Source organism: Bradyrhizobium huanghuaihaiense (assembly GCF_007830635.1).
Taxonomy (GTDB): Bacteria; Pseudomonadota; Alphaproteobacteria; order Rhizobiales; family Xanthobacteraceae; genus Bradyrhizobium; species Bradyrhizobium huanghuaihaiense.
Genome location: NZ_VLLA01000040.1, coordinates 33284 through 47028, shown reverse-complemented (window position 1 = coordinate 47028; position 13745 = coordinate 33284). Strand labels below are relative to the sequence as shown.

Sequence of the window (13745 nt, the reverse complement as noted above, 5' to 3'; positions counted from 1 at the left end):
GAGCGGATCGACCAGTGCGTTGCGTCGGGCGGCGTCGTACGCAATGTCCGCTCGATTACCTCGGCAACCTGATCATCGTCGATGGTTCGAGGGCGGCCCGGGCGGGCTTCGTCAAGCAGGCCATCACAACGATCCTTCAAGAATCGGCGGCGCCACTTGCCGACGGTGTGTTCATGGATGCCAAGTTCGGCAGCCACAGACTTGCTTGGCAGACCATCTGCACACCGCAGGATCGCGCGGCATCGCTCAGATAGCGATCGGGCTACACGATGACGACGAACTTGCCTCTCCAAGTACGCCCGCTCCTGCGAACTCAGCACCAACGGCGCGATCGGCCGGCCTTTCACACCTGCATTCGCCACGAGCGCTCTCCTCTCTAGAGATCCGAGCGATCAACTAATGTCACGAACTTCCGTTCCAGATGACTAGTTCGTGAAATATCTCGTCGGTGGCCATCTCAACGAGAGGCTTCACGTTCCCAAGAGCGACAAACATCCTCAGGAGAAGAAAAACTCTTTGACGGTCGTGATCGTTGGGTAGTGCCTTTATAAGGAGGTCGCGAATGGCCTCGCGTGCATTTTGCAGATGCTCACCCCCGGCGTCACTCAGGTAGGTGCGGCCGAGCGGTCTCATCGCATCGTGAATCTTGAAACGATCGACACCGAAAATCTGGATTGTACCGCTTGTTCGCAATCGCCTGAATGCCGTGGCCGCGATCTCCGGCTCGAGGTCGAAGGCGCGCTTCAATACGACACTGGCTTCGGATTGAGTCAGTGGGACGTCGCTGAGACTGAGCGCCGCGACAGCGCGGCGCTCAGGGTCGTTAAATCTGTCGAAGACATCTGACAGAATAAGTTCTTGCGCAGTCTCGACAATATGGGTGCGGTCCTCAAGCGCCGCGCAGACTCGGGTGACCACCCCCTCGTAGCTTTCAGCCGCAATTTTCAGCGCATTCTGGACGTAGAGCGGCAGCCCACCAGTGATTTTCAACAAGCGCTCATAGTCTGAGAAATCCCCACGGCATCCGAGCGACGCTCCCTCGGCCGCGGCCGTCTCATTGGACCAGCCGAGAAGCAACTCCGCCTTCACGCCAAGCGTTGCCTCGATTCGGGCGATCGTTGCGCTGGGCTGGGCGAGAAGCACAAACTGCAGCTGATCGGAGGCCCCGACCAGCGAAACCAAATCCGCGGCTGCAATGCGATGCGCGTTATCCAACACCACAGTCGCGGTGAGTTTGTCCTCGGCTAGGTGGCGACCGATCGCAAACAGGATTTCGGTGCCGCTTGCGCCCGGTAACAAGATCTCGCCTAGCTTGCCGCCACGCGATCCGAAGATGCGAGCTGCAAGTTCGCGTGCGACGGCATTGGCCAGCGCAGGGCCGGATATCTCGGCAATATCGTAATATGCCAGACGGTCAGAAGTATGCAGAGCTGTCTGAGAAACCCAGGACGTCTTTCCTGCACCGGAGAGGCCGACGACGAGCCGCACGCGTTGGCCATTTGCCAGATTTGGTTCATGTTCCTGCGGACGATATCGAAGCGGCGGAGCAGGAAAATCTTGGAGTTGGACAACAAGCTGCTCGAAGAGTGCCGGTAATTCCTCAACCGTGAACGTGTGATTGGAGCTTGGCTCAATCCCACCCGCTGCTGCCATCATCCGGCCAGCGATTTTCCAGACGAGGGTTTCTGGAGCCAATACGGAAAAAGGAAGCGTTTCGGCAGCCGCTCGGCACGCCTCGAAACCATCCGCGATGGTCCTCCACGGCAAGGGAAGGGCTTCGTCTACCGCCGGTGATTGCGGCCAATGGAGCCTGGTGTCGGACGGCCATTCTTTACCTGTGATAAGCTTGGCAAATTCCGGCCCAGGCGCACTATTCGATACTATGACGAACTGGCATGAACCGCTCCGTCGACCTTCCTCGTGCTCCTGTCTAATAGCCGCGAACCTTGAGAGTGCGCCATCAATGTCGCTTAGAATAAGGTTAGATGCCCGAGTTTTGACTTGTAGGTAGATTCGTCTGTCAGGCTGGACGAGTTCGACGTCTTCATCATTCTCGACGATGACATGGGTCACACCGGCCCGGGCAGCATCAAACAGACACGCGGCGGCATAGAGGTGCTGATAGAGGAACCCGCGATGAACGGCTTCGATCCGGGCAAGTTGACGGGGATCAAGGTTGAACGTTTCCATATCTGGCGGTCTCGTTATGGCTCAATAAAAGCGTGCGATGGCCGCTCGCGTTCGGCGATGGGTATCCGCTCTGTCGCACCTGTCGTTGAACTGCATCATGCCTTCAATTTCTCCTGGATTAGGCGCGTCGCAGCATTCGCGGGATGTGGACACGGTGAAAACCGTGGGTCTGCACTTGTCGGCGAAGTTTGGGGGTGTCATTGACGCCGAACGCAACCGCCGCCTTCAAGGGGCTGGCAAAGGTTGCGTAGAAGGTCCAGCGAGCGTCTTTCGGCAGAGGCGCGTTCTGCCGACGGTCGGTGATGACGACGTCGCGCGGGTCTTTGGTATTGCGGAAGGCATGGAAGGTGATCCAATCGGGCCGCCTGTAACGTGCCGCCTTGCTGAAGGGCACCGACTGAACCTTCACGTCGCTTTGGTCGAGAACCCAATCGCGCTGTTCCAATATCTGCCTGACCATGTGGCCGACCATCTGCTTGACGCGGTCAACCAGAACATCTTCGCGAAACTCCTCCAGAAGCTGCTCCTCGATGCCCTCGACGGCAGGCTTTCCGAGCTCCGAGGCCGTCTCCAAGCGAGCGATAGTGGCGGGCTTCGTAAGAAACGACCAAATCCGCTGACCGATGTCGGACTCCGAGAGCGAGGCGAATTTCTCCGGATTGTAACGAAGCATGATAAAGGTCTCCTTGACCGGTCATAAATGGCCGGTCATAAATGCCTAGTCAAGGGTACTGCACGTTGAATTGCCCAGTTTGCTGGTTTGCCGCCAGTGTGCCGCTCCGATTCCGGTCGGCTGCCTCACGCTGCCAGGCTCCCTCATGTAAATTTTGAGTCATCGAATACACGGGATGAGGTTGAGATGAGGAAGGTCGTGCCGAACGGGAAGGCGGTGAAAGCCCTGAGGGAGCAGCTTGAAAGGCTGTCGACCCAAAAGGAAATGGCGAGTGAAATCGGTGTCAGCATTCGCATGCTTCGTATGATCGAGAATGAGAATGCGCCAATTGCAGTGACAACGGCTGAACGGTTGGCAAAAGCGCTGCAAGTTCATCGTGAACGCATTATCCTTGGCTCCGAGCTTTCGGAAATGACGCCGACCGTAAGTGCGCCGGAAGTCCTTTCCGCGCTGATGGAAGATGAGGACCGGCTCATCCCCCGCAACGACTATGACATCGCCAGTGCGACAGCGGACGAGGGCGCGCTCTATACGGAGGCGGCCCGCTCGCACGACGTGGCCTGCATTATCGAGACAACGCTCGATGAGGAAACTGGAGCCTATGCGCAGGAGCTTTTCGATATCCTCGTTGGCTTGTCCTGGTCGCAGCGAGATATTCTCGTCGACATTCCCCCCGCGACGGAGATCGCGGTTCGCCGGCGCCTGCGACAGCTCATCGTCCTTCTCAAGGGCAACGACATCTGGATTTATCGAACCTCGGTTCTGAGGCGATTGCCGGAGCGCTACACGGTCGCACCGCCGGACGAGCCGTTCTCCTATCAAAGCCGTCAGGTCGTAGCACTAGGGCCGCCGGGTGAATATGGCGAGACCACCATGCGCGTGCCGATCGATCATGGGCAGCCGTTCATCCTTCCGGCATGGCGGAAGCTTCGCAAGAGCGACAACGAAACAGAGACAGCCTGATGATGAGACGCAATCGCTTGATCGTCGCAGAATTGCACGCGCGCACTGAAATCAAATAGAAGTGCATTGGGCGGAAGTCGGGGGAGCGTATGAAGTTTAAGCTGGAAAATACTTTCGAGGACAATCTCGCTTTGTTTAGGGCCGAGGCTGTACAGATCGATCCCGAATGCGCGAAGATCCTCTTCGACAATTTGCATCTGCTGGATTCGGGAGGTGACACCGCGCCAAGCCGGGCAACAATCGGCGAGTTTCATAAGGCGGTACTGGATGCGCTTGATGGCATGTCCATCCCTCTGGGCGAGGACAAGGCATGACGCGGTATTTCCTGGGCAGCCTGTCCATCGAGGGTTTTCGTGGGATCAATAATGACGGTGACCCGCTCGTCCTCAAGTTCAAATCTGACGCCGTCAACTCGGTGCATGCGCCGAACGGCGTCGGTAAAAGCTCCATATTCGAAGCCGTTTGCTTCGCGATCCACGGCATTGTCCCGCGCCTGAAGGCGCTCCAGGAAGCCGAGCAGGGCGACAGCTATATCGTGAATCGCTTCCATCCCGGGCAGCAAGCGACGGTTGATCTGATATTCGCCAGCGATGACGCCTCGCCAGATGTGGCGATCAAGGTGGTGCGGGCTGCCAACGGTGCGCGCCTAGTGACTTCGCCGAGCGGTCATGCCGACCCGCAGCAGTTCCTCGCGAGCCTGCAGGAGGATTTCGTCCTCGTCGACTATAATCGGTTCGCAAAGCTCATCGATATCTCCGCCTTGGAGCGGGGACGTTCTTTCGCATCGCTCGTGGGACTGAGCCGATACTCCCGGCTACGTCAGGCTCTGGACGGCGCCAAGCGAACGCAGAACGTCAACAGTGATCTGGGCCTCTCCGCGCTTGATGCCGAGGTGACCACAGGCGCGCGCGCGTTGAGTGCGATCGAGCGGCGTGTCATTGCGGCGCATGACGAGGTCGCCGGAGCGGGAAGCGCCGCCGTCGATAAACTCTCCGATCTGAAGGCGGCGGTAACCGCCGCCTTATCCGCCATCGCCTTGCTCAAGCCATTGATCGGCGAGGCCTCGGTAATGGATCTCGATTTCGAAGCGGCAGAGTTGGCGATCGAGAAACAGGAAGGCGGCGAAGCGCGAAAGACGCTGGACACGCTAACGACCTCCGCCACGTCGCTGGCGGGGCTTGAGGTCACGGTAGAGGAATTGGCCGACGTTGATCGGCTGCTCGAGTTGGCCGGAAGAAGAGACGAGGCCGTGCGCAGCGTCGGCGCGGAAGCATTGCACGCCCTTTTGCGCGATGCGCTGGCTGTGGTGTCCGGCTCCGATTGGCACGACCCGAATCAATGCCCAGTTTGCGAGGCGAAAGGTAGTGATGCTCTAAAGCCGCGGCTGGAAGGCAAGATCGCTAAATACGATGTAGCCGCTCAGCTCGGGGCCGAACTCATCAACGATGTCGCCACAGCGCCTGGGATCGCGAAGCTACGCAAGCTTGAAGAGGCGCCGGCCATGGCGATCGCGACGGGTGATCGCTTGCACGTAGCGTTCGATTTGGCCGCCAAGAAGGGGGATTTGGCGACCTCCGACCTGGAGATCATCAAGGCGCGCCTCGGGGTTCTTGAAACGCAGCGTGGCGAAACTCTTGCTCGGGTGCGAGGTGAGGCCGACGCGTTGCAGGCGCGCTTGCCTCCCTCATTGGTGCAGGTAACCCGCATCCTCAGCTTCGCAAAGCAGTTCCGCGATGCCGTGCTGGAATACGAGAGCGGCGAGCCGGTGCTCAAGGTGAAACAGGACAAGCTCAAGGTTCTGAATCGCTGGAAGACATTCATCACGCGCGCCGGCCAAAGCTTTGCTGATGCCGAAGCCGAACTGGCCAACGAGCGGATTGGCGAGATTCAGACCGCTTGTCAGGATCTGTTCGGCCGGTTCGTGCGAGGCGGTCCCGATGTGAAGCCGACCCTGAGCCGCGCGCAGAACAGCGAAAACGTTGATCTAAAGCTCGCGGACTTCTTCGGCCTACAGGACCTCAGTGCCCGGGCTCTACTCTCGGAAAGCTATCGGAACGCTGTGGCGGCTGCGATTTTCTTCGCGGCCGCGACCAAGCACAGCGGTGTTCCGCGCTTCATGGTGCTCGACGACGTGACATCGAGCTTTGACGCTGGTCACCAGTTCGCGTTGATGGACGCCGTGCGGACGTTGCTACGCTATGGCGCTGTGCCGGACGGGCTGCAGTTCATTTTCCTGAGCCATGACACCAGCCTGGAGAAGTACTTCGACAAGCTCAATGGCACTGCGGATTGGCATCACCAGAAGCTCCAAGGCATGCCTCCAAAGGGGCGGCTCATGGTATCGGCCCAGGAGGCGGATCGTCTCAAGGCGCAGGCGTTGCAGCACCTGAATGCTGGCCAGATCGATATTGGTGCGCCGATCCTGCGGCAATATCTCGAATACAAGCTGGGACAGATTATCGCCAAGTTGGAGATCCCTGTTCCACCGGACTATGCCACCCGTGGTGACAAGCGGACGCTTTCGACCTACATCGACGCAATCGGCGAGGCCGTGAAGCTTTATCATGCGGCCAATCGGTGTGTGCTGACGCCTCAGCAGATCGCCGATCTCCAAAACCATCATGTGCCATCGATCGTTGGGAATTTCGTCAGCCACTACGAGACCGGCGCGGGGACGCCTTTCAACGCCTACGCCTTGCTGGGGGTGTTGCAGAGCATTGATAGTCTCGCGGACTGCTTTACCTACGTTGATCCGAGTAACGGACAGAAGCGATACTATCGCCGGTTAGATCGCCGTTAAGCGACTCACGGAGGCTACGCGACAATCTCGCGATCAAGCAACAACAGGGCCGAAGGCCCTGGCGTTGCGCGTGCAGGGAGTTGCCGCAAGCTAGTCGAAGTGTGGGTCGGGATAGCGCTCTTCGATGACGTAGCGCATGACATTCCACCAGACGTTCTCGATCGTGTAGTCCATCGGTTTGATTTTGCGTGGGACCCACTCGCCGAGCGAGCTTGCCATGCGGACATGCCCGGGGGTCTTGATTTCCGGTTCCCTCTCGGCGGCCGTGCCCGATTTGACCGACAGCTCAATGACGTTGAGCGTATCCCGATCATATTCAATGATCGCCTGGAGGAAGCTGCCCTTATCGGTTAGCGGATGAGCGGCTGTATGGGATACAAGAGCCACTTGCAGTTTATCGCCCATTGCGATGTAAGGCTCTAGCAGTCCGTCTGTCTGGAGGCCTTGGCGCCAGCGGTCGTGGGTGTCGAGGGCGTCTGGAAAATCGCCCCAGTTGAAGTCTCCCCGGCCGCCGAAGGTGATCTTGCCGTAACCATCGACATGGTAACGCAGCGCGTCCATCAGCTCGAGCGCTCGACGCGGGTCTTTTTCTGTAAGGACCGCGTCGATGGCTCCCAACACCTCCTCCATGTCGAAAACGATCTTTCTGAGCTCCTCTTTTTGCTCAACAAACATCTTCGGGATTTCACCGACGGGGTTCGGAAGCGGAAGTGTCCAAGGAAAGTCGATGTCGTCTTCGCTGAAGCGCCGATAGGGAATGTTGAGCTTGTCCAGGAAGGCGGCCGACTGGTAGTAGGTCTGGCTCTTCAAGCTATGCTCGATCTGATCGAGTGCGAGCTTACGGGCATTAATTCTAAAAGTGCCTTGGAGCGCAGTCGTGCCGACGACGTAGCTTTCCGGTGAATGGGTGCTGCTGATGGATAGCGTGTTGACGATTTGCCGGGCCGACAGCAGGTACATCTCGCCGTCGTCCTCCCGGCCGACGTGAAGAAGCGCGAAGAAGCCTTCGAGCGGCATTCCTTTGTCGTCAACCACGTAGCTTTTGGGAATGTAGTGCGTTGTGCGGCGATCCTGAAAATATTTTGCCTGTATCACTCCGACGCGCGGCGGGACTCTATCGGTAAATCGCTGCGTGGTGGTGCGTCGCTGTATGAGAAAATCGGCCCCGTCGGTATCTACGCTCCGCTCGAGAACCCAGAACCGGTCGATGAGAAAAGAACGCGTACGCGCTTCTCCGACGGCGCCGTTCTCCATAATTTTGAGCCACGTCGGCCAGCTGTCTTCCACGAGATTGTCCTGTGCTTTCTGGGGTTTTGTCGGTGTCGGATTTGCCGCGAAAAGCACCTTACTCGTCTGTATTCAGTTTCTGGAGTTCCCCAAGGAAGATCGTGCCGATTTCGACGGCGCGTTCAGCGGTCTCCGGGTCCACATCCATGCCATGCGTAGCTTCGTTCATGGTGTGGAGGGCGTCGAGCATCTGCTCTGTGCTACTTGGCACCGATCCATTTCGATGCAGATCACGGAGCATTTTCATGATGCCGGTCGGCCGGTCGAAAGCGACGCCTCGCTTGTCCGCGAGATCGCGTACCGCGCGCTCGATTTCGATGCGTAGCTTGACCACGGACATCAGTGGAAATTCTCGCGCGAACTCCGCGGCCGTCGGGAGGGCATCCTCGAGTTGTGGCGGCAACGCAGCCGAGAGCTGATACTGGGCGACCCCCATCGGTTTGCTGGAGTCTCGCAACGCGTATTCCACGATCACCTCGTTGCGCCCTTTGCACAAGATGATGCCGATGGTCGGTTTGTCGTCGGGATGGCGCAATTGCTCGTCCACGGCCGAGAGGTAAAAGTTCATCTTTCCCGCAAATTCGGGTTTGAAGTCTTCGATCTTCAGCTCGATCACCACGAAGCAGCGAAGACGCAGATGATAGAAAAGAAGGTCCAAGTAGTAATCCTGCCCGCCGACTTCGAGGTGATATTGGCTGCCGACGAATGCGAAGCCCTTGCCGAGCTCGAGGATGAGTGAACGCAGATGCTCGACCAAACCACGCTCGAGGTCGCGCTCCAGCATGTCTGGGCCAAGCGAGAGGAAGTCGAACGTGTAGGGGTCTTTGAGGATTTGTTGGGCAAGCTCGGACTGCTCTGCGGGCAGGGTTCGCGAGAAATTGGTGAGGGCGCTTCCTTGCCGGGCAAAAAGCTTGCTTTCGATCTGATGGACAAGAACGTTACGACTCCAGCCGTGTTCAATTGCCTGCCGCGCGTACCAGGTGCGCTCTTCCTGCGTTTTGACGGCGTCGAGCAAACGGACGTTATGCCCCCATGGCAATAGTGCAACAACCTGTTGCACAAATTCGCCGTTGGGCCAGGCCTCGGCGAACGAGCGCATGTATTTCAGATTCCGGGGCGATAAACCGGTCATTTCCGGGAAAGCCAGGCGAAGATCGCCAGCCAGACGGTCGACCACCCGGGCACCCCAACCTTCGCGCTCCTGCCGTTCCAGGATGTCGCGCCCGATCGTCCAGTAGAGCGTCACTAGCTCGCGGTTGATCGACAAGCTGGCTCGGTGGCGTGCCGCCGCGATCTTCTGCTTCAGATCCCCGACGAACGCCGTGTAGCTTTGCGCGTCCACTTCGCCAGCGGAACCGAGCGCATCGCTGCGGCGAGGGGGCTTTCGCGGCCGCGAGCTCATGCGGCCTCTTTCAGTCGCTTCTTCGCCAGCATGGCGCGCACGAATTTGTCCCATTTCGCCATGCCAGCGCGTTTCTCGATCATATAGTGCCAGCGGTCGTAGTGCTTGGAGCTGACATCCTGTAGCGCGTGGTTCTGGAGGCGATCGCGGATTTCCTTCGACACGCCTGCCTTGCCGGCGAGCGTCTTGAACGTGCGCCGGAGATCGCGGTTTGTCGCATATGGAATCACGCCGCGATCTCGCTGCCGCCAAACAAAGCTATAAAGAGTGCCGTGGCTGACAGGCTTCGAGGGGTCCTTGGCGGAGGGGAAGAACCAGCCATACTCGTTCGGCTTGATCTTTTCGATCAGCTCGGCGGCAAGCAATGGCACTGGGACAGCGTGCGGCTGGAGGTTCTTGGTCTTCGACCAGTCGATGATTCGCTCACTGGCGTCCCATTGATTGACATGAAACCGCGCGATCTCCTCGACGCGCTGCCCTGTCAGCATGATGAGTTGCACCGCGCGGGGATAGGAGGGGTGGACCGGCGTGTCGGGGCTCTCCAGCCAGCGATAGAGTTGCACAAACTCGTCTTCGTCAAGCCAGCGCGTGCCCTGGATCTTAGGCTCGGTAGGAATGCCGGTTGCCGGATTGAAAGGGAGTCGAAAGCGTCTGGAAGACTGCTGCCGATAGTCGTTGTCAGACTTCATGCCCCAGCTAAAGGCGGCATGGAGATAGGAGCGCACATGGTCGGCCATTGATTTGGCACCGCGCTCGTAGATCGGGCGGATCAGCTCGATGATTTCCTCGGCCTCGATCTCGCGAGCGAGGCGGTTGCGTCCGAGCGTGTCGGCGATCTTGTTAAGGCCTTTTTCCGTTTCCTTCCAGGACGGCTTGCTCGCATCCTTGAGCGCGGCGACATAGCCTTCGAACAGATCAGCGACGGTGCCGGGGCGCGTGTCGGTAGCGATCTTGATGCTGCGACCCTTCTGGATGACGTCGGCGAAGTCGCGTTTGAATATTTCGCGTGCCTGGGCGAGCGATATGGAGGGATAAGCCCCGAGCTTCTTCTTGGTCCGCTTCCCATCGCGCCATTGCTGCGCCATCCAGTCGGCGGTGACGCGCTTCGGCATGGGCTTGAGGACAAGCACGAGGCGGCCGGTGCCGCGCCCTTCACCGTCGGCGAGATTTTCCTGTTTCTGACTTAGCTCCACCCGCTTCAACGCATGTCGGATCGCGGTGTCGGTCAGGCTTGGCATGGCGTTTCCTCCTGTGCCGCAACTGGGATCGGTCGAGGAGAAACGGGGATCGTTTGCTGGGATCGGAAAGCCGCTTTCAACCCCTCTTACCGCTCCCAATTTGCCATAGCCGCCCCCTGTGTGCAATGAAGAAAAAATCGGATATATCGTTGATGATTCATCGGTATTGAACGTGATCCAACGTGATCATAGGGTGGGTAGTGGGGTGGTTGTGCACCAGGATCAGCGCGGTCGCCGACAATTCCAGCGCGCGCTTGATCACCTCGCGCGGATAGACCGGGGTGTGGTCGACGGTGCCGGTCTGCTGCACCTCGTCGGCGATCAGCTGGTTGCGCTTGTCGAGGAAGAGCAGGCGGAATTGCTCCTTGTCGGCGAACGCCATGCTGGTGCGGCAATAGTCGATCACCTCGTTCCAGGACGACAGCGCATTGCGGCTGTTGACCTCGCCCTTGGCGACGCGGTGCGCGGCGGCGGCGATCAGCTTGAGCTGGTTGATGGCGGCTTCGCCGATGCCGTCGATCTCGCGCAGGCGCACCACCGGCGCATGCACGACCTCGGCGAACGAGCCGAAGGTCTTGATCAGCGCCTTCGCCAGCGGCTTGGTGTCGCGCCGCGGCAGCGCCGGAAACAGCGCCATCTCCAAGAGCTCGTAGTCGCTGAGCGCGTCCGCGCCCGCGCTGTAGAACCGCTCGCGCAGCCGCTCGCGATGGCCGTGATAGTGCGGCGCATCCTCCGGCTTGCTCTTGTCGTGGTCTGGCTTGGCGGGCATCGACCGCCAGCATTGCCGCGGAACTCTGTTTTTGCAACCGTCAATTGCGGCGGCAAATCCGGTTCGCGCGGGTCGGCCCCCTTAGAGGCTCACCCGATCTGCTTCTCGCCGTGCCGCTCGGACAGCGTGAAGATCTCGACGCCCGTCGCGGTGACGCCGACGGAGTGCTCGAACTGGGCCGACAGCGAACGGTCGCGGGTGACCGCGGTCCAGCCGTCGGAGAGGATTTTTACATGCGGCTTGCCGAGATTGATCATCGGCTCGATGGTGAAGAACATGCCGGGCTTGAGCTGCACGCCTTCGCCGGGCCGGCCGATATGGATGATGTTCGGCTCGTCGTGGAACATGCGCCCCAGGCCATGGCCGCAGAAATCGCGCACCACGCTCATGCCCTGCGGCTCGACGAAGCTCTGGATGGCATGGCCGATGTCGCCTGTGGTGGCGCCGGGTTTCACCGCGGCGATGCCGCGCATCATCGCTTCATACGTCACCTCGATCAGCCGCTCGGCCTTGCGCGCGATCGGGCCGACCGCATACATCCGGCTGGAATCGCCATACCAGCCGTCGACGATGAAGGTGACGTCGATGTTGACGATGTCGCCTTCCTTCAGCGGACGGTCGCCGGGCATGCCGTGGCAGACCACGTGGTTGAGCGAGGTGCAGGTCGAGTAGCGATAGCCGCGATACATCAGCGTCGCCGGATAGGCGCCACGGCTGAAGGCGAAGTCGCGGACGAATTCGTCGATCTTCGAGGTCGGCACGCCCGGCCCGACGATGTCGGTGAGCGCGTCGAGGCACTTGGCCACCAGCGCGCCGGCCTTGCGCATGCCGGCAAAGGCGGCGGGCCCATGCAGCTTGATCTGTCCGGTCTTACGCAGGGAGGTCTCGGTGGCTTCGACGTAGCTCATGCTTGGGCGGTCTTCCGGGCTGATCTCGATGTCGATGGAAAGGCTTGATTTCAGGCCCCAATTTAATGATTGCCCGCCTTCGTGCAAGCCAAGGCAGAGCGTTTTCGAGCGAAGTGGCTACCGGTTCGCGTGAAGAAAACGCGTCAAAACAAGAATCTTACCGGCCCTTGCGCCCGAAAGCGGGCCTAATTCGGGACTTCTACGGTGGTTTCCACCGGCAGGGCGCCGCCGCGGACGCGGATTTCGCGGACGGGGTAGGGAACCCGGATACCCTCGCGCTTGAAGGCGTCCCACAGCGCCAGCATCACGTCGCTCTTGACGTTGTCCATGCCGTCGGGGTCCGCGATCCAGAAGGTCAGCGAGAACTTCATCCCGGCTTCCGCGAACTCGGTCAAAATGCTGTTCGGCGCCTTGCCCTTGGTGGCGCGGGGATGGGCGGCAGCGGTCTCGGCGGCGAGCTTGGTGACCAGGCGCGGGTCGGCGTCGTAATTGGTGCCGAAGGCGATCTTCACCAGCGTGTTCTTGTCGGTATAGGTCCAGTTGACGACCTTCTGCGTCACCAGGTCCTCGTTCGGCACCAGGAATTCGCGTCCGTCGCCGGCGGCCACGGAAATATAGCGCGTCTTCATCGCGCTGATCCGCCCGGTGTTGTCGCCGATGGTGACGAGGTCGCCGGGCTTCACCGATTTGTCGGCGAGCAGGATGATGCCTGAGATGAAATTGGCCACGATCTTCTGCAGGCCGATACCGATGCCGACGCCGACCGCGCCGGAGAACACCGCGAGCGCGGAGAGATCGATGCCGACGGCGCCGAGCGCAATGACGATCGCGACGGCAAGCAGCCCGATGCGGATGATCTTGACCAGCAGCACCTGCACCGACGGCGTCAGATCGGTGGTCGAATTGATCCGGCTCTCGGCGAAATTGCTGGCGATGTTGGTGGCCCACAGCGCGATCAGCAGCAGCGCGCCGGCCTTGATCACCAGCAGCGGCGTCAGCCTGAGGCCGCCGAGCACGATCGCGAAGGAGTCGAGCAGCTCGATGGTCGTGTCGAGCTGGCCGATGATCGACAGCGCCGCGACGAACCAGGCCGTGATCGACACCAGCTTGACGATGAAGGCGTTGCGCAGCACCGAGGTCACCAGCCGGATCACCAGCCAGGCCAGCCCCATCTTGGCGGCGACCATCAGGAGATAGGAGCGGCTCGGCCAGGTCGCGTGGTACATCACCACGCGCGAGATGATCACGAGCAGGGTGAACACCGCCGTCGAGGCGCTCGACATCATCACCCGCGAGAAGTGCCGGAGCGGCAGCGGCCAGCCCATCGCCAGCGATGTCATGTCGACGCGATTGCGAATGCCGGCTTCCGCGGCATAGGCGATGCCGGCTGCCGCGAGAATGAGACCAAATTGCAGGTAGAACCAGGGTGAGGAAATCTCCGCCCCGACGCTGCGTGCGGTCGTCTGCACGAACTCCATGAAGTCTTTGAGGTCCATGTCCATCGGTCTCGTCGGG

The 13745-nt window shown here is 59.9% G+C and carries 12 protein-coding genes; 3 read left to right on the top strand and 9 right to left on the bottom strand.

Annotated features, from left to right (window positions below; all coding sequences use genetic code 11):
• The 3 genes from IQ16_RS40660 to IQ16_RS46125 all read right to left on the bottom strand — a co-directional run.
• On the bottom strand, positions 1-362 hold a 362-nt coding region (locus IQ16_RS40660), incomplete at its 3' end, for a helix-turn-helix domain-containing protein (RefSeq protein WP_145832166.1).
• 40 nt (positions 363-402) lie between these two features.
• Positions 403-2190 (bottom strand): ATP-binding protein, encoded by a 1788-nt coding sequence (locus tag IQ16_RS40655; RefSeq protein ID WP_014498597.1) that lies wholly within the window; start codon positions 2188-2190, stop codon positions 403-405.
• Positions 2191-2308: 118 nt separating this feature from the next.
• Positions 2309-2863 (bottom strand): hypothetical protein, encoded by a 555-nt coding sequence (locus IQ16_RS46125; protein ID WP_014498596.1) that lies wholly within the window; start codon positions 2861-2863, stop codon positions 2309-2311.
• Between the two features lie 186 nt (positions 2864-3049).
• On the opposite strand from IQ16_RS46125, the gene IQ16_RS40645 reads away from it, so the two are divergent.
• The 3 genes from IQ16_RS40645 to IQ16_RS40635 all read left to right on the top strand — a co-directional run bounded on the left by IQ16_RS40645 (position 3050) and on the right by IQ16_RS40635 (position 6626).
• Positions 3050-3826, top strand: a complete 777-nt coding sequence (locus IQ16_RS40645; protein WP_014498595.1) for a helix-turn-helix domain-containing protein — start codon at positions 3050-3052, stop codon at positions 3824-3826.
• Positions 3827-3915: 89 nt separating this feature from the next.
• Positions 3916-4140, top strand: coding sequence for a hypothetical protein (locus IQ16_RS40640; RefSeq protein ID WP_014498594.1), 225 nt, complete (start codon positions 3916-3918; stop codon positions 4138-4140).
• Positions 4137-6626, top strand: coding sequence for an AAA family ATPase (locus IQ16_RS40635; protein WP_011090898.1), 2490 nt, complete (start codon positions 4137-4139; stop codon positions 6624-6626). Before IQ16_RS40640 ends, IQ16_RS40635 begins: the two co-directional genes overlap by 4 nt.
• 90 nt (positions 6627-6716) lie before the next feature.
• Here IQ16_RS40635 and IQ16_RS40630 read toward each other — a convergent pair whose 3' ends face one another.
• From IQ16_RS40630 to IQ16_RS40605, 6 genes are all read right to left on the bottom strand, one after another.
• The gene (locus IQ16_RS40630; RefSeq protein WP_225163673.1) at positions 6717-7913 is read right to left on the bottom strand and encodes a hypothetical protein; all 1197 of its coding nucleotides are present in this window, start codon (positions 7911-7913) and stop codon (positions 6717-6719) included.
• A gap of 58 nt (positions 7914-7971) precedes the next feature.
• Positions 7972-9315 (bottom strand): PDDEXK nuclease domain-containing protein, encoded by a 1344-nt coding sequence (locus IQ16_RS40625; RefSeq protein WP_014498593.1) that lies wholly within the window; start codon positions 9313-9315, stop codon positions 7972-7974.
• On the bottom strand, positions 9312-10553 hold the full coding sequence (locus IQ16_RS40620; protein ID WP_011090895.1) for a tyrosine-type recombinase/integrase: 1242 nt from the start codon (positions 10551-10553) through the stop codon (positions 9312-9314). The genes IQ16_RS40625 and IQ16_RS40620 overlap by 4 nt, the downstream gene beginning before the upstream one ends.
• Before the next feature lie 157 nt (positions 10554-10710).
• On the bottom strand, positions 10711-11322 hold the full coding sequence (locus tag IQ16_RS40615) for a JAB domain-containing protein (protein ID WP_018646723.1): 612 nt from the start codon (positions 11320-11322) through the stop codon (positions 10711-10713).
• Positions 11323-11411: 89 nt separating this feature from the next.
• Positions 11412-12230: a type I methionyl aminopeptidase gene (gene map, locus IQ16_RS40610; RefSeq protein ID WP_018646724.1), complete on the bottom strand. Its 819-nt coding sequence runs from the start codon at positions 12228-12230 to the stop codon at positions 11412-11414.
• Between the two features lie 185 nt (positions 12231-12415).
• Positions 12416-13732 (bottom strand): mechanosensitive ion channel family protein, encoded by a 1317-nt coding sequence (locus IQ16_RS40605; RefSeq protein ID WP_018646725.1) that lies wholly within the window; start codon positions 13730-13732, stop codon positions 12416-12418.
• Positions 13733-13745: the final 13 nt, after the last annotated feature.

Excerpts from the sequence above, each read along its gene's own strand:
- IQ16_RS40640 (WP_014498594.1), top strand. The coding sequence starts at position 3,916 with ATGAAGTTTAAGCTGGAAAATACTTTCGAGGACAATCTCGCTTTGTTT.
- IQ16_RS40620 (WP_011090895.1), bottom strand. The coding sequence starts at position 10,553 with ATGCCAAGCCTGACCGACACCGCGATCCGACATGCGTTGAAGCGGGTG.
- IQ16_RS40605 (WP_018646725.1), bottom strand. The coding sequence starts at position 13,732 with ATGGACATGGACCTCAAAGACTTCATGGAGTTCGTGCAGACGACCGCA.
- IQ16_RS40655 (WP_014498597.1), bottom strand. The coding sequence starts at position 2,190 with ATGGAAACGTTCAACCTTGATCCCCGTCAACTTGCCCGGATCGAAGCC.
- map (WP_018646724.1), bottom strand. The coding sequence starts at position 12,230 with ATGAGCTACGTCGAAGCCACCGAGACCTCCCTGCGTAAGACCGGACAG.
- IQ16_RS40615 (WP_018646723.1), bottom strand. The coding sequence starts at position 11,322 with ATGCCCGCCAAGCCAGACCACGACAAGAGCAAGCCGGAGGATGCGCCG.
- IQ16_RS40635 (WP_011090898.1), top strand. The coding sequence starts at position 4,137 with ATGACGCGGTATTTCCTGGGCAGCCTGTCCATCGAGGGTTTTCGTGGG.
- IQ16_RS40645 (WP_014498595.1), top strand. The coding sequence starts at position 3,050 with ATGAGGAAGGTCGTGCCGAACGGGAAGGCGGTGAAAGCCCTGAGGGAG.
- IQ16_RS46125 (WP_014498596.1), bottom strand. The coding sequence starts at position 2,863 with ATGCTTCGTTACAATCCGGAGAAATTCGCCTCGCTCTCGGAGTCCGAC.
- IQ16_RS40625 (WP_014498593.1), bottom strand. The coding sequence starts at position 9,315 with ATGAGCTCGCGGCCGCGAAAGCCCCCTCGCCGCAGCGATGCGCTCGGT.